We start from the raw sequence: 21,701 nt of genomic DNA on the forward strand, positions 1-21,701 counted from the left end.
CAAACTAATTAGGAGGATTTTTCCATGAAGATTCGCAAGTTGGTTTTATCTGCGGTTATCTTAGCCGCACCATTATTGTTAGCTGCCTGCATGAGTAAGGGAGACTCCGGCGCATCTGATAACACGAGCAAGGCCACGACGGCTGAGCTCAAGCCTTATGGCAAGTACAGCCAATCCGTCACGTATACGATTGGCAAAGCCATCCCCGGCGCTCCTAAGCTGCCTAAAGGGGATACTTACGAGAACAATGACTATACCCGCTATATTAAAAAGAACCTGAACGCCGTCAGCAAAGATAAGTTTGAAGCCGAAACCGGCGATAACTATGACCAAAAAGTAGCCATGGCCATTTCCAGCGGCGATCTGCCCGATATTATGGCGGTGAACCAGAGTCAGCTGGAACAATTGGTGGATAACGATTTGATTGCCAACCTGTCGTCCGTGTATAAGACCAGTACGACCAAACGAATCAAGGCCATGTATGATTCCTACGATGGCCGAGCTTTGCAGCAAGCTACTTTCAACGGCAAATTGATGGCGCTGCCATCCACCCAAACCAACAATATCCCTACCATGCTGTGGATTCGTAAGGATTGGATGGACAAACTGCATTTAGCCGAGCCCAAGACCATCAACGATGTTGAAAAGATCCTGAAGGAATTCGTCGCCAAAGATCCTGGTAATAACGGCAAAGGTAAGACTATCGGGTTAGGCTTGTCCAAGAATGTCGGCGGTAATTACGCCGCCCTATTCCAAGCCGACGATATCATGTCCAAGTTCGACTCCTTCCCGCGGCAATGGATCAAACAGGACGGTAAGATCGTCTATGGTTCGATCACCCCGCAAACCAAGAAGGCGTTGACCTACCTGCAGGGCTGGTTCAAAGAAGGCATTATTGATCCGCAAATGAGTGTGCGGGACAAGATTGAAACAGTGATCACCAACGGCCAATGCGGGGCATTCTTTGGGCCGTGGTGGTCTGGCGATTACCCGCTGACTGATGCGTATAAGAATAACCCGAAGGCAAATTGGCAACCCTACATCATTAAAGACAATAGCGGCAAAATCAAGGCGTATACCCAAAACACAGCCGGCACTTTCTTCGTTGTCCGCAAGGGCTTCAAGCATCCTGAACTGTTACCGAAGATTGCCAGCCTGCTTAACGATAAATTGGTTTATGAAGACTATGATTACAAGCCAATCGTGGAATTTGGTAAAAAAGGGTACGACGGCGGCAAGCCTTTCGATATTCTAGTGAACTACGCGACAGCAACTACTGATATGCACGATAACATCGTGAAAGCATTAGACGGTAAAAAAGATCCCAAGACGCTGGTATTGGATGACTATCAAAACTATTTGAAGATCAAGGATTACGACAAAGATCCTAAGCATCCCGATAACAATGCCTGGAGCGGCCATATTACCCGAATCGTTTCCACCGGTAAGATGAAAGCAGCGCTGAAGGATGTAGAAGAAGTTCACCCTGTATTCTTTGGTCAAACCAAGACCATGAAACAAAAGGGCGCGAACCTTGCTAAGCTGGAAGACGCGACTTTCTTAAAGATCGTTACGAACCAAGAAAGTCCTGACAAGTTTGATGATTTTGTCAAAGAATGGAAGAAACTGGGCGGCGATCAAATTACTAAGGAAGTTGAAAAGGATGCCGCAGCCCATTAACGAGTCGATTAGCAATAAGCTGATTTTGAAGAAAAATCGTGGAGAGGAGATTTCCATATGCAATTGACTCGTAAAAAAGGGGTCGATCTGCAGCTGACCCGTAAGCAGGGGAAGGGCAAAAACTCCCAGCTCATGTACCACTTAATGATGCTGCCGGGTATGCTGTTTCTGTTAGTCTTTAGCTTTGTGCCGATGCTGGGCATCGTGATGGCCTTTCAAAACTATATTCCTGCCAAAGGAATATTGGGGTCGACCTGGGTCGCCTTGGCCAACTTCAAGTACATGCTTGAAATTCCAGACAGTCTGCAGATTCTGATGAACACGGTGATCATCGCCAGTTGGAAGATCGTGCTCGGAACAATTGTCCCGGTCGTATTTGCCCTCTTGCTGAATGAAATCCGCATCAAATGGGCAAAGCGCACGATTCAAACGATTGTTTATCTGCCGAACTTCCTGTCCTGGGTGGTTCTTGCCGCTGTTGTGGTGAATCTGTTCGACTACCACGGGCCGGTGAATACGTTTCTGGCCACGTTCGGGGTCAAGCCGATCCTATTCATGGGCAGCAACCACTGGTTCCGGCAAATTATCATTGGCTCGGATGTATGGAAAGGCTTCGGTTATGGCTCCATTATCTATCTAGCCGCCTTAACCGGGATCGATCCTGGACTTTACGAGGCCGCCGAAATCGACGGTGCCAGCCGTTGGCAGCAATTGCTGCATGTCACGCTGCCAGGAATGCTGCCAATCATCATGATGATGACCGCGTTGAATTTAACCAATATTCTGAACGCCGGCTTCGATCAAATCTTCAACCTGTACAACCCGATTGTGTACGAGACAGGCGATATCATTGATACCTATGTTTACCGCGTTGGCTTGCTAGGGCAGCAGTACAGTCTAGGGACGGCGATTGGGCTTTTGAAATCTGTGGTTGGGGCCACCTTGATGATTTCGGCCAATCAGGCGTCAAAGAAATTTGCCAACATGCAAATCTTTTAGGAAGGGTGAGAAAGAGTGAAAGCTCATACTAGCAAAACAGCCAATTTCTTCATTTGGCTCGTCGTATTGGCATTAACTGCTTCCTGCCTATTACCATTGCTGAACATGGTGGCTATTTCGTTTAGTGATAGTGCCTCGGCGGCAGCCAATGAAGTCGGGTTGATTCCCATCCACTTCAACTTGAATTCCTATAAGTTGATCCTGGAAGACAGTCAGTTCTGGCGGTCCTTTGGGATTTCCGTGGAACGGGTTATTTTAGGCACGGCCATCAATTTAATCCTGATCGTCTTGATGGCTTATCCGCTCTCTAAGAATAAGCGGGTGTTCCATGCCCGCAATATTTACATGAATCTGCTGATCTTCGCCATGCTGTTCAACGGCGGCATGATCCCGACGTTTATCGTAGTGAAAAGTCTCGGCTTGATGGATACCATTTGGGCATTGGTCCTGCCTGGGGCTGTGCCGATTTTCAATGTCATTTTATTGATGAACTTCTTTAAGGGCTTACCCGATGCATTGGAAGAAGCAGCCATTATGGATGGCGCGTCGAAAATGACGATTCTGTTTAAAATCTATCTGCCGCTGTCCTTGCCGGCACTGGCGACGGTGTCCCTGTTCGCCATCGTTGGCCACTGGAACGATTACTTCAGTGGTTTGTTATACATGAACCGAGCAGTGAATTATCCGCTGCAAACCTACATCCAGCAACTGAATATCGATATCACCAAAATCACTGATGTCTCCCAACTGAGTTCTTTAGCGTCGATTTCTAATAAGACCCTGAACTCGGCGAAGATCGTCGTGTCCACGGTACCGTTGCTGCTGATCTATCCATTACTGCAGAAATACTTCGTCACTGGGATGACGATTGGATCGGTAAAGGAGTAAGCCCATGAACTTTATGAGAATGGCCGACGGTCTGGCCCACACGGTTTATCAGTTTATTGTGCTCAGTATCCTGTGGTTCATGCTGGACCTGCCCTATGCGGCGTTGATGATGATGGTCAGTTATGCCAAGACCCCCGACGAAATCAAATCCATTACGTTACTGGCGGTGGCCTTGATCCCGTTTGTGTTATCGCCGGCATTAGTCGTGGTGGATCGGGTCATTCGGCGTTTCCGGGCAGAGCCAGAAGGCGTACCGACCAAACTCATTCCGTTTATCTGCAGCTCATATCGGCAAAACTACTGGGCCAGTTGTGCCGTCGGGGCGGTCTACGCTGTCATGATCGGGTTAATTGCTAACGCCGCCTTAGTCTATGGTGCCCAATTTGCGATTCTGTTCTGGGTGTATGCCTTATTCTTTGGCCTCACGGCATTTTCTTACCTCATGAGCTTGGCATTTGTGGCCGGGCGGAATGAAACCTTTGGCCAATACCTTAAGAACGGACTGTTGGTTACATTGGGCAATCCGCTCAAGGCGGTCTTGGGCATTGGGTTGGTGGGAGCGGCGGTGTACCTGACGTTTCATAGTACCCTCTTCCCCATTGTGTTCTTTTTCCTGCCAGCAGTGATTGGCAAATTTGCCCAAGCCGTTTACCAACATACCATTGCCAAGCTAATTAATATCAAGGAGGCTAATTGAATTGAGTGAAAAGCCGCTAGCGGCACTGAAAAACCAGAATGTTGCAGAAATCACGTTTGCCGATCATACCAGGCTTGCCCTGCAAGTCTTCAGCGACACGATCATCCGCGTCTGTCCCATTGATGCCTTAGCCAATCCGTCCTATGCCGTGGTGGCTAAACCGCAGCCCACGCACTTTACTGTGCAAGTTGAGGCCGGTGTTGCAGCAATCAGTACTGCCGCGCTCCATGTCAAAGTTTATCCCGATCACCATATGGACGTGTACGACCAAAACGACCGCCCACTCATCATGGATTATCGCGGGCAGCGCCAACCGCTGAACCGCGACCTGGCCGCTGACGAGACGTCGCTCTTAGAGGAGGAAGGGCACGCCGGTCATGAAGCGGTCAACGCGGCGGCGGCCTTAACGCTCATCAAACAACTAGACCCGGACGAAGTCTTTTATGGTTTGGGCGACAAGACGGGCTTCATGAACAAGCGCGGCTATGAATACGAAAACTGGAACACTGACGATCCAGCGCCGCAAATGGAAAATTTTACCCGGCTCTACAAATCAATCCCAGTATTGTATGGTCTGCGCCAAGGCCGCCCCTATGGCCTGTTCTTTGACAATCCATACCGCAGTCACGTTGATCTGGGCAAGGAAAGTCCCGATTACTATGCCTACAGTGTGGTCCACGGGCCGTTGAACTATTACATCATTGGGGGGCACCGCTTGGCCGATGTGGTCGCTAATTACGCCCATCTCACTGGTACTGTGCCGTTACCCCAGCGTTGGACCCTTGGGTATCAGCATTCCCGTTACGGCTACCAAGACGCACCGGAAATCAATCAAATCGCCGATGATTTTCGCCAGCACGATTTGCCCTGCGACGCACTGTATTTCGACATTGACTATATGCATGGCTATCGGGTCTTCACCTGGGATCCTGCACGTTACCCGGACCCCGAGATGCTCATTACCCAGCTGCATAAAAAAGGGTTCAAGGCGGTCACCATTATTGATCCAGGGGTGAAAAGGGAACCGGGCTACCCAATTTATGACGACGGTAAAAAGCATCAAGTATTTGTCAAAACACCTGCTGGCAAGGACTATGTGAATCGCGTCTGGCCGGGACACACGGTGTACCCAGATTTCGGCAGCACCAAAACCCGCCAGTGGTGGGGCCAGTGTCATACAGCCCTGACTCAGATCGGCGTTGATGGCATCTGGAATGATATGAACGAGCCGGCGGCGTTCGACGGACCAATCCCGGACGATACAGTTTTTTCAGACAATGATAAAAAGTCGACCCACGCTAAGATGCACAATCTTTATGGGCACAACATGTCCCATGCCACCTACGCTGGACTGAAAGAACAGACTGGTCGGCGCCCGTTTGTCATTACGCGGGCGGCTTATGCTGGCACCCAACGCTACGCGACGGTGTGGACGGGCGACAACCACAGCCTGTGGGCTCACCTGCAAATGATGATTCCGCAATTGTGTAATCTCAGCACGAGCGGATTCAGCTTTGCGGGGACGGATCTGGGCGGTTTCGGTTCCGACACGACTCCTGAATTGCTTACCCGTTGGATTGAAGCGGGGCTGTTCAGTCCGTTATTCCGGAATCACAGCGCGCTGGGTACCCGGCGCCAGGAACCGTGGTTATTCGGTGAATCGACTTTAGCCATTTATCGCAAATACCTTAAGCTGCGCTATCGCTTCATTCCGTACCTGTATGACCTCTTTGCCCTGGCGCAAAGTACCGGCCGGCCAGTGATGCGCCCGCTTGTCTATGATTTTGACCAAGATCGGCAAGTGTACGACATCGATGATGAGTACCTAATCGGCGATGCACTATTGGCGGCGCCGGTGGTGACGAAGGGAAAGACCAGCCGGTTGGTTTACCTGCCGGCTGGTCAATGGATCGATTTCTGGACCGGAGCAGTCATTGCCGGCGGTCAAGAAATCCAAACTGCCGCCCCGCTGGACACCTTGCCGTTGTACGGCCAAGCAGGCACCATGATTCCTTGGGGACCAGCGCATGACTTCATCACCGATGAACCAGACCGGGCCATGAGCTTCAAGGTGTTTGGCGATGCCGCCAGTTATGATCATTATCAAGATAACGGGTATGACTTTGCTTATCAAAAGGGTGAGTTTAACCAGCATCACATCACCTTCGCCCAGGGCAAAGCGGCCGTAACGTTAACAAAAGCCGGTTATCCGGCAGGCTTGTATTCGCACATCACCGTCACGGCCGGCGATCAGTCCTTTGCACTGCAATTAGAAAACGGAAAATATCAACGAATCGATAAGAATTGAGGTCATTGAATGAGTAAGGGAAAATGGTGGCAAAACGTTGTCATGTATCAAATCTATCCGCGCAGTTTCCAAGATAGCAACGGAGACGGTATCGGGGACATCCAGGGTATTATTTCACGGCTGGACTATTTGCAAGAACTGGGTATCGGCGGGATTTGGCTAAGCCCGGTGTATCAATCGCCAAACGACGATAACGGCTACGATATTTCTGACTATGAAGCAATCATGCCCGAGTTTGGGACCATGGCGGACATGGAAGAATTGATTGCGGAAGCGAAACGGCGAAACATTCGCATCGTTATGGATCTGGTCGTCAACCACACCAGCGACGAACACAAGTGGTTCGTAGAAGCACGCCAGTCCCGGGACAATCCTTACCACGACTACTATGTCTGGCGGGATGGCCAAGGCGATGGCGATGTCCCCAACGACCTGCAGTCAACTTTCGGCGGGTCTGCCTGGACCTATGAACCCGCCGTCGGCCAATATTACCTGCATCTTTTCAGCAAGAAGCAGCCGGATCTCAATTGGCAAAATGACAAAGTCCGCCATGCGGTCTACGCGATGATGAATTTCTGGATCAATAAAGGCATCGGCGGCTTCCGGATGGATGTCATTGACCTGATCGGGAAAGAACCGGACAAAATGATCACCGGCAACGGACCCAAGCTGCATGACTATTTGCAAGAAATGAACCAGGCCACTTTTGGCGGCAAGAATCTGATGACTGTCGGCGAAACCTGGGGGGCCACCCCAGCCATTGCCAAAGAATATTCCGATCCTGCCCGCCACGAATTATCCATGGTCTTTCAGTTTGAGCATGTCGGCTTGGATCAACAGCCTGACGGTGAGAAATGGGATCTCAAGCCGCTCTCAGTACCGGCGCTGAAGCGGGTTCTGTCCAAATGGCAGACCGCTCTGGGCGATCAAGGCTGGAATAGTCTCTTTTGGAACAACCATGATTTGCCCCGCATCGTGTCCCGCTGGGGTAATGACGGTCAATACCATGACCAAAGCGCCAAGCTGTTTGCTATCCTCCTGCACATGATGAAGGGGACACCCTATATCTATCAGGGGGAAGAAATTGGCATGACCAATTATCCAGTCACTTCCGTGGATGAAATCAACGATATCGAAAGTATCCGGATGTACCACGCCCGGATCAAGGCTGGCTATTCCAAAGAAGATATTCTGCGATCCATCAACGCCAAAGGCCGAGACAACGCGCGAACGCCCATGCAGTGGGATGCCACAGCCAATGCCGGCTTCACCACCGGGGCGCCGTGGCTGCACGTGAACCCGAATTACGGGCAGTACAACGTCAAAGACAATCTTGCCGATCCCCACTCAATATTGGCGACGTATCAGCGGCTGATCGCGCTGCGGCAGGCTAACGATCTGGTGGTTTGGGGCGATTATGCGTTGATTCCAGATACGGCGGATAATGTGTTTGCTTATTATCGGACGTATCAGGGCGAGCGCTGGTTGATCGCGGCTAACGTGTCCGCGGAAACAAATGAGTTTGCGCTAACCGACGCGGTGACCGAGCACATCATTGGAAATTATGATGATCAGGATATTCAGACTGGTCGACTCAAGCTGCGGCCCTATGAGGCATTTGTGGTTAAGGTCCGTTAGCAGTCATTCAAGCAGTCAGAAGCGAGCATCAAGCCGCCGCTTCTGGCTGTTTTTGTGTATACTGGGTTGGTTAGAAAGGGGAGGACGACCTTGCCCAAACAAAGAATGGAAGCCTTTACCGATGCAATCTTTGCGATTATTATTACCGTGATGGTGCTGGAACTGCACGCTCCGGCGAGTGGAAAATTCAGTGCCCTCTGGTCGCTGCGGCATACCTTTGCCATCTATCTCGCCTCATTTCTGATCCTGGCGGTCTATTGGAACAACCACCACCATCTCTTCCAAATCGTACGCTCCATTGACGGCGTCGTGCTCTGGGCGAATACAATCTTTATTTTGTTCATCTCGCTGTTCCCGTTTGCCACCGCCTGGGTGGGGGATAACCACGTGGATAGTGTGGCACCGGAGATGCTTTTTGGCACAGTGATGCTGTTGATGGATGCCATGTTCTTCGTGCTGGTGCGGACCCTGATCCACGCCGACGGGGAGAACCCGGAGATTCGCAAACTGGTGGGGAAAGGCTACAATAAACCGTATATTTCGATGATCGGCAACTTGGCGGCCATCTTTTTGGCCTTGATTTGGCCGCCCTTGACCGTGATCGTTGATACACTGCTGTTATTGCTGTGGGTCCTGCCCGAACGGCGGATCGAACGGCACGTGACCAACGGCCAGTGACGGTATAATAGAGCGGTAGCAAGAAAAGAGGAATGCATTATGGCAAGAACGATTGGTGTCATCGGGATTGGTCACGTTGGCGTGACGACCAGTTTCAATATTGTGACCAAAGGATTGGCCGATACATTAGTGATGATTGATACGAAACCCGGCTGGGCGGAGGCCGAACGGCTGGATCTGCAAGACAGTCTGGGCGGATTGAATACGTATACCCGCATCGTGGCAAATGATTACAGCTTGCTGCGGGATGCGGACGTCGTGATCTTCAGCGGCGGCGACATCAGCGTGATCAAGGATGGTGACCGCAATTCGGAAATCAAGACGACGAAGGCCGCCATTGATGATGCTGCCCCGAAGCTGACCGCTGCCGGCTTCCACGGTGTGCTCATCGACATCAGCAATCCCTGTGACGTGGCGGTGACCTATTGGCAAGAAAAGCTGGACCTGCACCGGAACCAGATCATCGGCACCGGGACCGCCCTGGATACTTACCGGATGCGGCGGGCGGTGGCTGAAGCCATGAACGTCAACGTTGCTGATGTCCGCGGCTTCAACCTTGGCGAACATGGCGAATCCCAATTCACCGCCTGGTCGACCGTCCGGGTGAACAACGAGCCAGTGAAGGCCTCACCGGACTTCAAGGAAAAGGACTTAGCTGAGGCTGCCCGGCTCGGCGGCTGGCAGATTTTCAATGCCAAGCACTACACCAACTTCGGCATCGCGACGATTGCTTGTGAAATGGCCCTGGCGGTGATGAGCGATGCCGGCCGGATTTTCCCGTGCTCGTCCTACGACCCCCAGTACGGCGTGAGCATTGGCCACCCGACCATGATTGGCCGGGCTGGTGTCATCAGTAATCCGCCGATGCATTTGACCGGCGATGAAGTAAACCAATACGCCCATTCCGCCGATACGATCAAAGAGAATCTGGCGAAGTTACACGCTTTGGATTAGTGGTCTAGGCACCCATCCGTCATTGCAAGACGGCGGTGGGTGTTTTTTTATCTCTTCTTTGTGTATACGTGAACAGTGATTGGTGCACTAAGAAACCGGTATCAACTGACATATTTGTTTTTATTCCATGACTTTGTTCCTTCAACCATGTAAACGGTATACAAAACCGTTTTCAGTGGGCATAATTGAATTTGTTCGTTGGGAACGAAAGCGAAATTATTCACTCAATATTTGGGAGGAAAAACAATATGAACGATTTTGTTAACAACAAAATACTGCCTCCTGTGATGAAGTTCGTGAACACAAAAGCCATTATGGCTTTACGTGACGGGATGATTTTCTCCATCCCCTTCATCATGGTTGGTTCTGTATTCTTGCTATTATCATCATTACCAGTTCCGTCTTGGGCAGCCTTTATGGCGAAGACAGGCTGGTCGGCCTGGTTCAACCAAGCATACAATGCGTCGTTTGGGATTATGGCGTTATTCGCAGTTCTGGGAATCGGCTATTCCTGGGTTAAAAACGAAGGCTTTGAGCCGTTATCTGGCGGGATTACTGCATTGGTTGGTTTCATTTTGGTTATGCGGCCAACAGCAGCCATCATGAACCCGGCTGGGACTAAGGTACTAATTAAGGATACGTCTTACCTGTCAGGTTTTATTGACCGGACATGGCTGGGCGGCCAAGGGATGATTGCTGCAATCATTATTGGCTTGATTACTGGTTGGATTTATTCGTGGTTCTTGCGCAAGAACATTACGATTAAGCTGCCTGAACAGGTTCCTGCAAATGTTGCAGCTTCGTTCACAGCTTTAATTCCAGCATTTTCAATTACTGTTATGTGGGAAGTCGTGTACATCCTCTTTGATAAGTTTGGCCATACTACGATGACCCAATTTATTTATAAGGTTGTCCAAACACCGTTACAGGGGGTTACTGATTCGTTCGGTGGCACCTTGGTGATCGCCTTAATCATCCCATTTATGTGGTTCTTCGGCGTTCACGGGGCGATTATCATCGGCGGCATTATGGGACCGTTGCTGCAAGCAAATGCCTTGGACAATGCCCGTATTCTTAAGGCTGGCAAGGCGCTGACTGTTGCTAACGGTGGGCACATTGTCACGCAATCCCTGCTGGATCAATTTGGCACTGTTACTGGTTCCGGGATGACAATCGGTTTGGTCATCTTCATGGTTGTATTCGCGAAGTCGGCGCAAATGAAATCATTAGGGGCATTGGAAGTGGCCCCAGCAATATTCAACATCAATGAACCAATTCTATTCGGTTTACCCATCGTAATGAATCCGTTGATGTTCATTCCATTTGCTATCACGCCAGCCATTTCCATGGGCTTGACGTACTGGGCGATTAAGTTGGGCATCATACCGCTGTTTACTGGGTTTATGCCGCCTTGGACAACGCCGCCAATCATTTCTGGATTCTTGGTCGGCGCAAGTTGGAAGACTGCTGCTTGGCAGGCATTGATGCTGGTTATGACCTTCTTCATCTATCTGCCGTTCGCGCGTCGGATGGACAAACAGATGTATGCAGAAGAACAAGCTAACTTAGCCGCTGAGGAAGCAGCCAAGAAGAACGCTTAGCGCAACACGATTTTAATAAGCTTTGGCATCACCGAATATTCGGTGGTTCCAAAGCTTTTTTTCTCAACATATGTGGTATGATATCCATGGGATCGGATACCCATGGTATATTGCAAAGCCTTACACGAAAGAAGTGAGCTGTGATGTGGCGATATTATCCGCGCAATGCGCGTTTAGAGGCAGAAATTGAGTATATGAATCGATTTGCTCAAGAGGGGTATGTGCTGCAGCGCCAGTGGGGGAACTTTCGGCAGTTTGCGAAAGTCGCTGAGCCGCAACAGGTGTACTTGTTTGTTTCCCACGAAAGCACCTTGAACACCGGCTATGCCGGCGGGCGCGTAACGACGGTGCGATTGCAGCCCAAATTGTTCTTGCATTATTTGTATGTGCCAGCGACGATGCGGCCGGAAGACTTGACCGTCCAGCCGGGGGAAGACGCCTACATGGATTATCTCGCCTACATGCGGCAAGGGATCGTGCGTCAGGAATTCGGCGGTCTTGGCTTCTTTGTTTTGGCGGCAGGGATCATTGGCTTAGCGATGCTGGTGCCGCCGGTCGGGCCGGCGGTGATCGTTTATATCCTGGCTGTACTGGCCGCCCTTGGGGTGCTGGCTCTAGGCATTTGGCGGTTGTTCCGGGCAGTGAATAATGGTCTGTTTTTGAGCGGGAATCAAGCGGTAATGACGCCGTTCTATGTCGTCATCACTATCTTGAAACCGGACATGCTGACTGATCAGGAAGTGACCGCTCAAGTGGCTCGAAGTGTGGGCAATGGCAATTTTCGGTTGGTGACGCATCGGAAGAATGCCTATTATTTCACGGTGACCAACTTAGCCATCAATGTGGATGATCTGCGCACCGAATTGAATGACGCTTTGGGTGATCGGGCGAAAGTTCAAGCTAGTTATCCGGGTCATGGTTTCGCAGTGCGGCTTCAATAAGACGGTTGTCGGCGGCATTCAAAGGGGGAGGAAAATCATCATGTCGATTCTGATTGGCGGTCTGTTCATTTTGATCGGTTTGATTCAGATCTATATTGCGTATCGGACTTTTCGGAAGATTAAAACCAGCGGTGGTAAGGATATATCGCCATTCATGCCGCTGGCTCTGTATGGCGGACTGGCCTTCGGTATTATTTTGGTGGCGGTCGGGATCAGTGCGGCGGTTGGGTCGTTCGGACCGTTTTAGCTTTAGGTGTCCTGCTGCCAAATGTTGACTGAGAGAATAGTAATACGCCGGTGCGGCTTGCCAGCGTATTTTGTTTTGTAAAAATGGGGGGGTGTGATACCGTAAATATATTAAGTAGGGGTATACACCAACTGGGACCGGGGAGGATTGAGCAGATGAAGCGCAAGCAATGCATCATTACCGGTGTTTGGATAATTATCTTAGCGGCGTTCATGCTGCTGCCGCGGTCTGCGCAAGCGGCCGACATTAGTCTTTCTCAGGTCCTGTACGCCGACAGCCAACGCGAAGTGGTTGGTCCCGTGCTGGTCAGACCAGGTACTCAGAGAAAAATGATTGTCCGGGTCACCAATGGTGATCAGGATACACATATTGATATCGGCGTCGATGCCGCACTGACCAACGATTTTGGTCAGCTTGCTGATCAACACACGGTTAAACGCACGACCTTGGACAATGCCCTCAGCTGGCCAAAGATTGTTAGCGGTCTGCCCAAGGAAAAGGTGCCGATGGCCGCGGGAGAGACTAAAGACTTCCCCTTCACTGTGGCGATTCCGGCGGCAGAGCAACCCGCGTCGACGTTAATTGTTGGATCAATTTCTGTAGGGGTGGCGAATATCAACACGTTAATTGGCGGTGGCGGGACAACATTTAGTACCAATATTCAAGTGCGTACTAGCGCGGCACCATTGCCCCAGGCCCGCGTTGATTTTACCCAAACCGCGGCCGGTGAATACAACGGCCGGGACGGCATTACGGTGGATGTCGCCAACCACGTCGGCAATATTTTTTCCGCCCAGTCAATTACCGGCGACATCCGGGCCGTGGACCAAGCGATACAGCCGCGGCGCCGGACGCTTAAACGGATTAAAATGGCGCCGCACTCCAACTTTACTTTCTTCATTCCCCATGCTGACCTCAGGATGGGGAAGTATGTCGTAACGATGGCCGCTCGGCAAAAGAACAAAACGGTTAAGCAGCAGACATTTGCCGTGACGGTGGACCGGCGTTTGGCGACGGCGGCCAGCAAAGCAGAATTGCAAACGCAGGGCCTGATTCAGCGCTGGCTGATGGGTATTGCGGTTGGCGGGATAGTGGTGATTGCTTTGATTTTTGCAGTGCGCCATATTCGGCGCAGACGCAGGGAGGCGGCACAATGAGTATCTTGGCTTTACAGCAGGTCACGAAATCCTTTGGCCCGCAGCAGATTTTGGATCATGTCGATTTCACCATCGATGCACCCACCATTATGGCGTTAGTCGCGCCCAATGGCAGCGGCAAAACGACTTTAATGGATATTATTGCCAATCTGGGTCGTGTGGACAGCGGGACGGTCACGGTGCTGGACCGCCCGCATACGGATCAGATGCTGTACACCGATATGACCTATATGCAGGGCGACACTACCTTGTTTATGAACATGACCGGGCAGGACCACATTGAGCTGATTCAGCGCAGTTACCATCTGCCAGCAGAGCGGGTCGAGCAAGTCGTCGGCGAGTTTGGTATTGGCCAATTCTTGCAGAAAAAAGTAAAGACCTATTCCCTGGGGATGAAGCAATTACTGCTGATCACGCTGGCCCTGCTGCCGGCGCCCAAGCTGGTGATGCTGGATGAGCCAGTGAACGGCTTGGATCCTAAGGCGGTCCAGAGTCTGCGGAATGCCTTGCAGCGGCTGAATGATCAGGGCAGCACGATCATTTTTTCTTCCCATGATTTGAGCGAAGTCGATCGGCTGACGGATAATGTTGTCTTTCTGGTGCGCGGCAAGCTGGTGCCGATCACGACATTAGCGCCGACGACCACATACACGGTGGTGCTGCCCGATGCCCGCTTCCTGACGACGCTCCTGGATGCAGAGCAAGTGCAGCTGCTCACGCCTACCAAGGCGACGGTGACGGTACCGCCAGCAGAAATGGCAGCCCTCCAGACTAAGCTGCAAGGTACGGCCCACGCGATTCTGGATGCGGTGGCCACCCGTCAGGGGACTGAAGCCTTGTATTTTAAACTATTTAGTCAAAACGAGATCCGCTAAGGAGGCGCATGATGGGGGCACTCTATCGGTTCCTACTGAAAAGTCACTGGCATTCCCGCCGGCGCGTCCTGCTGGTGGGCCTCTTAGTGCTGCTCACCTGGGTGGCATGGTTCTGGTTTGCCCAGCAGAATGCCGCCGAGACGCGGCTCAATAATGAGATTCGGCAGGATAATGTTACTTTGATTACCAAAGGGTTCCCGATGGCCAGTATCGTACCGCCGAGTCCGCAGGCGACAGATAAGGTAGGGCTGACTGACTTCTTTGCCGCCGTTCAGCAGAAAAGGGCCCTGACTGCGGTGCAGCAGACCCAGAATGAACTGGCAGCGACCCGGGCGGCCTTCCAGGATAACTTCATCCTGCCGCTGGGAGCGGGTGCTTTGCCCGGTACGGACCGCTTCGGCCCCATCTCCTTTACCCAAACGCTGCGCCACCGGGCACAATTGGCTAAACAGCTGCAGACCGAGCGCCAACCGCCGGTGTCCATGCGGTACGGCACTCAGGATTGGAGTTTCCTGATCAGCTTCCTGCCAGTATTGACCTCCATTGTTGGCATCCTCGTGGTGACACTGGTCTTATTTGTGGAAGAAATCAGCGACACGATCAGTGCCCGCCGGCGTTTGCTGGCCTGTCTGCCCGGTCGGCGGTGGCAGTTATTTGTTGCCCAGTGTCTGGTCTTTTGTACCGATGCCGCACTGACAGTCGGCCTGATGCTGGGCGGCGGGACCGCCCTGGCCGTTTTGCGCGGCGGTCATTTGCGGGCGGACTATCCGGTACTCACCCGAGTCTCCGGGGCGATCGCCATCTGGCCGGCGTGGCGGGTGGTGCTGGGGACACTGCTGCTTTTTATGCTCGGCCTCATCCTGCTGTATCTCTTTGGCCGCTTGGCCTTAACCTATATCATTCGGATCAAGAGCGATCTGGGCCGAATGCTGCTGGCGATGGCGGCATACTTGGTCCTGGTCGGGCAGGCGGCCGTGAGTTTGCTGCCGAATCTGACCGGCATCCTGCTCAGCTGGCTGCCGTTGAATTACCTGCAGGCCAGCCGGTTGTTCTTCGGCACTGATTATTTGCCCATGCAATCCATGTATATGCAGTCGCTGGATCGGTTTGGCCAGTTCGGCCGGTATGGTCAGGCAGCGGTGATGCTGCCGGTGAGTAACCTGAGTTATTACGATGGCGGCACCATCAGCAATCTTTTTCCACCCAGCCAAGCCGGGCAGGTGGGACTGCTCACGGCTGTCGGCAGCTTAACAATCACGGGCGCGCTGATTGCCGGTTGGCTGATGTGGCGGGCGACGAAACGGAATGAACTGATTTAGAAAGGCGGTGCTGGTATGTGGTGGGAATTTCGGCAATGGCGGCGGCAGTGGCTCAACTGGGCGTTGCTTGCGCTGGGCTTCGCGGTGATTCTGGGCAGCTATGTTTATGCCAGCAACCAGGCCCGGCAGGCCAACGCCCGGGAATACGATACCCTGCTGGCCGAAAGCCAGCAGCTGGCTGATGCTGATAAAAACTTGGCCGATCAAACGCAAACGGAGAAAGTGACCAAGCAGCGTGCAGCCATTCAACGGGAGCAGACGATCATCAGCCGTTACGGGCGCGCACTGACGGGCCATCGCGGGAACCTGCTGACGCACCGGCTGGCCTATTACCGCCTGCTCCAGCACCCGGCCTTTCCATTTTCACAGCGCAGTGCGACCGTCATCCAACAAGCAATCACGCGGGACAGATACTTGCAGCAGCACGAACTTGTCCCGCGGGAAAACGTGTCGGCCTTAACCCCGGCGGCCGCCTTTGGCCGCAGCCAAAACGCCGCAGTCTTTCTGCTCATTTTGAGCCTCTTGGTTCTGCAATTTGGCGGCCTCTTCGCTCGGGATTGGGAAACGGGCAGTATTCGGCTGTTGCTGATGCTGCCCCAGGAACGTCAGCGGCTGAGCCGGCACAAGCTGGGGCTGGCCCTGGTGATTGCCGGCAGTGAGCTCGTGCTTTGGTCAGTATTCGGCTATCTGTTGGCCGCTATCCGGTCGGGGCAGCGATGGGGCGGCGCGTATCCTTGGCGTGCGGTGGGCACTCGGATCGTGACCTTGAACAGCGTCCTGCTGACCAACATGTTGACCATCATTCTGGTCAGCACGCTCGTGATCGTTCTATTATATTGGCTCAGCATTCTGTTACGGGATCAGTTTACGGTGATCGTGGCCATGATCGCGGTCCTGGGCAGCGGCGCGCTGTTCTTCGGCGAGGCGAGTACGAATCTGCTGGCGGCTTTGAACCCATTCTATCAGTTGGGTCTGAGTACCCATGTTGGGTTGCGGAATGTGCTGGTCTATGGCACACTCATGGGTATTACCGATACCGCACTGATTCTCGCTGCATTAGTCGGCGGTCATTTCTGGTGGCGGAAATCGACGAAGTGAGTGTTGCTTTCACTCGCCGTGCATGGTATTATTTTCAAGGTGCTTTTTCATCCAGTGTTTCCATTAATCGGAACGTGCTGAACTGACTGATGGGCATTATTAAGTCGAATAATCCAGGGTTTTCCTATTTTTTTAGACAGTGGGGCACGCCTGGATATGTGGACAGCAAATAAATCCAAAATTTGGAAGGAGACCCATATACATGCCAACAATTAACCAATTGGTACGTCAAGGTCGTAAGTCTCGTACATCCAAGTCCGATGCTCCTGCATTGAACTTTGGCTACAACAGTATGAAGAAACAATTGACAAATAATCCTGCACCGCAAAAGCGGGGCGTTGCAACTCGTGTCGGTACCATGACACCGAAGAAGCCGAACTCCGCTTTGCGGAAGTACGCTCGTGTGCGCTTGTCTAACTTGATCGAAGTCACTGCTTATATTCCTGGTATTGGCCACAACCTGCAGGAACATAGTGTTGTCTTGATCCGTGGCGGCCGTGTTAAGGATTTACCTGGTGTTCGTTACCATATCGTCCGTGGTGCATTGGATACTGCGGGTGTTGATGGCCGGATGCAAGGCCGTTCCAAGTACGGTGCTAAGCGGCCGAAGAAGAAGTAATTAGTTCCACCAATCAAGTAAACGTACAGGAGGTTTTTGCACAATGCCAAGAAAAGGACATGTTCCGACACGCGACGTCTTGCCGGATCCGATTTATAATTCAAAATTAGTATCTCGTTTGATCAACCACTTGATGTATGACGGCAAGCGGGGGACTGCAGCAACGATCCTTTACCATGCCTTCGACATCGTCAAGGAACAAACCGGTAACGAACCCTTAGAAGTCTTCGAACAAGCCATGAAGAATGTTATGCCTGTTCTGGAAGTTAAGGCTCGTCGGATCGGTGGTTCTAACTACCAGGTACCGATCGAAGTACGCCCTGAACGGCGGACCACATTAGGTATGCGCTGGCTCGTTAACTACGCTCGTCTGCGCGGCGAACACTCCATGGAGGAGCGTTTGGCTGGCGAAATCATGGACGCAGCGAACAACACCGGTGCAGCCGTGAAGAAGCGTGAGGACACTCATAAGATGGCCGATGCCAACCGGGCATTCGCACATTACCGCTTCTAATCGACGCTGTTGGCTATTCCTTGGATCGAAGTCTGGTTCACCGGATAGCCAACTTTTTCTAAACGAAACGGTGCCAGAAGCCGAACAATACCGACCTCTGGTCTGCCAGCAGCGAACGTCTGCATGAACAATTGACGGACTGCGCTGACCAGCCTCATCTTGAATGGGCCAACGCAGCAGTAAACATGTAACAATATTGGAAGGAGAAACATTAATTCATGGCAAATACGCGTGAATTCCCCCTCGCCAAGACCCGTAACATCGGGATCATGGCCCATATCGATGCGGGGAAGACGACCACGACTGAACGTATTCTGTACTATACCGGTAAAATTCACAAAATCGGTGAAACCCACGAAGGGGCTTCACAGATGGACTGGATGGCTCAAGAACAGGAACGTGGGATCACGATCACTTCTGCGGCGACAACGGCCCAATGGAAGGATCACCGGATCAACATCATTGATACCCCAGGACACGTGGACTTCACAATTGAAGTAGAACGTTCCCTGCGGGTACTGGATGGTGCGATCACTGTTCTGGATGCCCAGTCTGGTGTTGAACCGCAGACAGAAAACGTTTGGCGGCAGGCGACCACGTACAGCGTACCGCGGATCGTGTTCGTCAATAAGATGGATAAGATTGGCGCCGACTTCGATTATTCCGTACAGACGCTGCACGATCGCTTGGGTGCGAATGCTCACGCCGTGCAAATGCCTATCGGGGCCGAAGATTCCTTCGAAGGGGTCATCGACTTAATCGATATGAAGGCCGACCTTTATGATGAAGATGAACTGGGTACTAAGTGGGATACAGTAGATGTTCCTGCTGATTACTTGGAACAAGCCAAGAAGCGCCGGACGGAATTAGTTGAAGCCGTTGCCGACGTGGACGACGACATCATGGAGAAGTATCTGGAAGGCGACGAAATCAGCAATGATGAATTGCGTGCTGCTATCCGTCGGGCCACCATCGACTTGAAGTTCTACCCGGTTTTGGCTGGGTCAGCCTTCAAGAACAAGGGTGTGCAGATGCTGTTGGATGCCGTTATCGACTATCTGCCGTCTCCGTTGGATGTTAAGCCGTACAACGCCAAGGATCCTGAAACTGGCGATCCCGTTGAACTGGTTGCCGGCGACGACAAGTCCTTTGCCGCGTTGGCCTTCAAGATTGCCACCGACCCGTTCGTTGGCCGTCTGACTTACATCCGGGTATACACCGGCTCGCTGGAATCTGGTTCCTACGTGCTGAATGCGACGAAGGAAGTCCGTGAACGGGTTGGCCGTCTGCTGCAAATGCACGCCAACCACCGTCAGGAAATCCCTGAAGTCTTCTCCGGTGATATCGCCGCCGCCATTGGTTTGAAGAACACCACCACTGGTGACTCTTTGACTGATCCGGATCATCCCTTGATTCTGGAATCTCTGGAAATTCCGGATCCCGTTATCCAAGTATCGATCGAACCTGATTCCAAGGAAGACCGGGACAAGCTGGACAACGCGATTCAGAAGCTGTCTGAAGAAGACCCGACCTTCCAGGCCGAGACAAACCCGGAAACTGGTCAAACGCTGATCGCCGGCATGGGCGAACTGCATTTGGACATCATGGTTGACCGGATGCGCCGTGAGTTCCACGTGGCCGCTAAGGTCGGTGAACCGCAGGTTGCTTACCGTGAAACCTTCACCAAGGAAACTTCTGCCCAAGGCCGGTTCGTTCGTCAGTCCGGTGGTAAAGGTCAATATGGTGATGTTTGGATTCAGTTCACACCGAACGATCCGGGCAAGGGCTTCGAATTCGAAGACGCCATTGTCGGTGGTGTTGTTCCCCGGGAATACATTCCGGCTGTTGAACAAGGTCTGAAGGAATCCATGGCCACTGGTGTATTGGCTGGCTATCCGCTGATCGACGTCAAGGCTAAGCTGTATGACGGGTCTTACCACGAAGTCGATTCCTCTGAAGCGGCGTTCAAGGTTGCTGCTTCGCTGGCTCTGCGGAACGCTGTCCCGACTGCCGGTGCAGTAATCCTCGAACCGATCATGAAGGTCGAAGTCGTTATGCCTGAAGAATACTTGGGCGACGTCATGGGCCAGATCAATGGTCGCCGGGGCCGGATCGACGGCATGGAAGACCGCGGCAATGCCAAGGTGATCAATGCCTTCGTACCGTTATCCGAAATGTTTGGTTACGCGACAACCCTGCGTAGTGCGACTCAGGGCCGTGGTACTTTCACCATGACCTTCGACCACTACGAAGCGACACCGAAGAGTATCCAAGCCGAGATCATCAAGAAGAACGGCGGCAACAACAATCCGCGTGAAAACTAAGATTGATCTGCTAAGTCGTTAAACAGCACCCTGCAGCGCTTTCTCTATATAATAGAGACGGTGTTGCGGGGTGCTTTTTTTGCGTGAGGGCGGAGCCGACCGGTTAGAAGTGTAGCCAGAAGACCCGGCAGATAGAAAACCCGGGCTTAGGTTTTATGTCTGCCGGGTCTTCTGGCCTAGCTTCTGGTCGGCGCAGCCCGTTAATGGCGGGGTAGTGAAGAAAAGAGGCAGCCGCCATGGGGAAAATTCGACAGTATTTAGTGCATGGTGCCATTTTTGCCACGGTGGCCTTAGCGGCGTGGCTGGTGTTTTATTGTTTGGACGTGTACGAAGGCGACGCGACGGGACTGGAATTGTTCGGGGTCTGGCTCTTTGTGGGCGTGAGCGGTTTGTTGTGGCTGGCGGTACTGGTCAACTTTCTCCGCAAACGAGTCCATGATCGCGAGAATAGATAAATTGTTTTTTTAGGCTTGCCAAACATACTCCGGTGTTCTATCCTAGAAAGTGAATCAAGAATGATTCTAAATTGGGGGAACCGAAATGAGTTTTATTGGTAAAACACTGCCGGACTTCACCGTCAAAGCCTATCAAAACGGTGATTTTCATGATGTCAGCCGCACTGACATGCTGGGTCACTGGGCCATTTTGACCTTCTATCCGGCAGACTTTTCCTTTGTCTGCCCTACGGAGCTGGGCGATCTGCAGGACCATTACGAACAATTCAAGGCCCACAATGCGGAGGTGTACTCGGTCTCTGAAGATACGGAATTCGTCCACATGGCGTGGCACGATCAGAGCCCGACCATCAAGAAGATTCAATTTCCGATGTTGGCTGATCCGGCCGGCGTTTTGGCCAATGCTTTAGGTGTCCGGGACGAGGCCAGCGGTCAAGCATTTCGGGGGACGTTCATCATCGACCCCGAAGGCAAGATTCAATCCTATACGATCAACAACATGGGTATTGGCCGCAATGCGGCTGAGTTCCTGCGCACTCTGGAAGCTGCCCAGTTCGTGGCGGCCCACGGGGACCAGGTATGTCCCGCTAATTGGCATCCGGGTGAAAAGACATTGAAGCCTGGTGCCGCCCTAGTCGGCAAGATTTAGTCTGGCAGACAGCAAAACAGGATTCACGGCACGCCGATTGGGGTGTGGGCCGTGAATCCT

At 52.2% G+C, this 21,701-nt stretch carries 20 protein-coding genes; all 20 read left to right on the top strand.

Annotated features, from left to right (window positions below; translation table 11 throughout):
- The first annotated feature begins 24 nt into the window (after nt 1-24).
- The 20 genes from FMM01_RS00305 to FMM01_RS00400 all read left to right on the top strand — a co-directional run bounded on the left by FMM01_RS00305 (nt 25) and on the right by FMM01_RS00400 (nt 21,641).
- Nucleotides 25-1,680, top strand: a complete 1,656-nt coding sequence (locus tag FMM01_RS00305) for a type 2 periplasmic-binding domain-containing protein (RefSeq protein ID WP_027828996.1) — start codon at nt 25-27, stop codon at nt 1,678-1,680.
- Between the two features lie 57 nt (nt 1,681-1,737).
- On the top strand, nt 1,738-2,679 hold the full coding sequence (locus FMM01_RS00310; protein ID WP_223849983.1) for an ABC transporter permease: 942 nt from the start codon (nt 1,738-1,740) through the stop codon (nt 2,677-2,679).
- Between the two features lie 15 nt (nt 2,680-2,694).
- A complete protein-coding gene (locus tag FMM01_RS00315; RefSeq protein WP_027828994.1) occupies nt 2,695-3,567 on the top strand; it encodes a carbohydrate ABC transporter permease in 873 nt (290 codons plus the stop codon).
- Between the two features lie 4 nt (nt 3,568-3,571).
- The gene (locus FMM01_RS00320) at nt 3,572-4,264 is read left to right on the top strand and encodes a YesL family protein (protein ID WP_146994972.1); all 693 of its coding nucleotides are present in this window, start codon (nt 3,572-3,574) and stop codon (nt 4,262-4,264) included.
- Between the two features lies 1 nt (nt 4,265).
- Nucleotides 4,266-6,572, top strand: a complete 2,307-nt coding sequence (locus FMM01_RS00325) for a glycoside hydrolase family 31 protein (RefSeq protein ID WP_190973415.1) — start codon at nt 4,266-4,268, stop codon at nt 6,570-6,572.
- 9 nt (nt 6,573-6,581) lie between these two features.
- Nucleotides 6,582-8,210 (top strand): glycoside hydrolase family 13 protein, encoded by a 1,629-nt coding sequence (locus FMM01_RS00330; RefSeq protein WP_150391371.1) that lies wholly within the window; start codon nt 6,582-6,584, stop codon nt 8,208-8,210.
- A gap of 90 nt (nt 8,211-8,300) precedes the next feature.
- Nucleotides 8,301-8,888: a TMEM175 family protein gene (locus tag FMM01_RS00335; protein ID WP_150391372.1), complete on the top strand. Its 588-nt coding sequence runs from the start codon at nt 8,301-8,303 to the stop codon at nt 8,886-8,888.
- A 39-nt stretch (nt 8,889-8,927) separates the two neighbouring features.
- A complete protein-coding gene (locus FMM01_RS00340; protein WP_150391373.1) occupies nt 8,928-9,842 on the top strand; it encodes a lactate/malate family dehydrogenase in 915 nt (304 codons plus the stop codon).
- Nucleotides 9,843-10,090: 248 nt separating this feature from the next.
- Entirely contained in the window at nt 10,091-11,443 is a 1,353-nt protein-coding gene (locus tag FMM01_RS00345) for a PTS sugar transporter subunit IIC (RefSeq protein WP_063516221.1), read from the top strand.
- A 143-nt stretch (nt 11,444-11,586) separates the two neighbouring features.
- Nucleotides 11,587-12,384 carry a hypothetical protein gene (locus FMM01_RS00350; protein ID WP_146994968.1) on the top strand — a complete coding sequence of 266 codons (798 nt, stop codon included), beginning with the start codon at nt 11,587-11,589 and terminating at the stop codon, nt 12,382-12,384.
- Nucleotides 12,385-12,424: 40 nt separating this feature from the next.
- Nucleotides 12,425-12,631, top strand: a complete 207-nt coding sequence (locus FMM01_RS00355) for a hypothetical protein (protein ID WP_051225369.1) — start codon at nt 12,425-12,427, stop codon at nt 12,629-12,631.
- A 155-nt stretch (nt 12,632-12,786) separates the two neighbouring features.
- On the top strand, nt 12,787-13,788 hold the full coding sequence (locus FMM01_RS00360) for a WxL protein host-binding domain-containing protein (protein WP_190973416.1): 1,002 nt from the start codon (nt 12,787-12,789) through the stop codon (nt 13,786-13,788).
- Nucleotides 13,785-14,663, top strand: a complete 879-nt coding sequence (locus FMM01_RS00365; protein ID WP_150391375.1) for an ABC transporter ATP-binding protein — start codon at nt 13,785-13,787, stop codon at nt 14,661-14,663. The genes FMM01_RS00360 and FMM01_RS00365 overlap by 4 nt, the downstream gene beginning before the upstream one ends.
- An 11-nt stretch (nt 14,664-14,674) precedes the next feature.
- Nucleotides 14,675-15,982 (top strand): hypothetical protein, encoded by a 1,308-nt coding sequence (locus FMM01_RS00370; protein WP_150391376.1) that lies wholly within the window; start codon nt 14,675-14,677, stop codon nt 15,980-15,982.
- Between the two features lie 15 nt (nt 15,983-15,997).
- On the top strand, nt 15,998-17,080 hold the full coding sequence (locus FMM01_RS00375) for an ABC transporter permease subunit (RefSeq protein ID WP_150391377.1): 1,083 nt from the start codon (nt 15,998-16,000) through the stop codon (nt 17,078-17,080).
- A gap of 202 nt (nt 17,081-17,282) precedes the next feature.
- Nucleotides 17,283-17,699 carry a 30S ribosomal protein S12 gene (gene rpsL / locus FMM01_RS00380; protein ID WP_027829039.1) on the top strand — a complete coding sequence of 139 codons (417 nt, stop codon included), beginning with the start codon at nt 17,283-17,285 and terminating at the stop codon, nt 17,697-17,699.
- A 43-nt stretch (nt 17,700-17,742) separates the two neighbouring features.
- Entirely contained in the window at nt 17,743-18,213 is a 471-nt protein-coding gene (gene rpsG, locus FMM01_RS00385) for a 30S ribosomal protein S7 (protein ID WP_027829040.1), read from the top strand.
- Between the two features lie 218 nt (nt 18,214-18,431).
- A complete protein-coding gene (gene fusA, locus FMM01_RS00390) occupies nt 18,432-20,537 on the top strand; it encodes an elongation factor G (RefSeq protein WP_150391378.1) in 2,106 nt (701 codons plus the stop codon).
- Between the two features lie 236 nt (nt 20,538-20,773).
- Nucleotides 20,774-20,992, top strand: a complete 219-nt coding sequence (locus FMM01_RS00395) for a hypothetical protein (RefSeq protein ID WP_150391379.1) — start codon at nt 20,774-20,776, stop codon at nt 20,990-20,992.
- An 85-nt stretch (nt 20,993-21,077) separates the two neighbouring features.
- Nucleotides 21,078-21,641, top strand: a complete 564-nt coding sequence (locus tag FMM01_RS00400; RefSeq protein WP_063516238.1) for a peroxiredoxin — start codon at nt 21,078-21,080, stop codon at nt 21,639-21,641.
- Nucleotides 21,642-21,701 lie beyond the last annotated feature (60 nt).

Origin of the sequence: Schleiferilactobacillus harbinensis (assembly GCF_008694105.1) — a bacterium.
GTDB classification, from domain to species: domain Bacteria; phylum Bacillota; class Bacilli; order Lactobacillales; family Lactobacillaceae; genus Schleiferilactobacillus; species Schleiferilactobacillus harbinensis.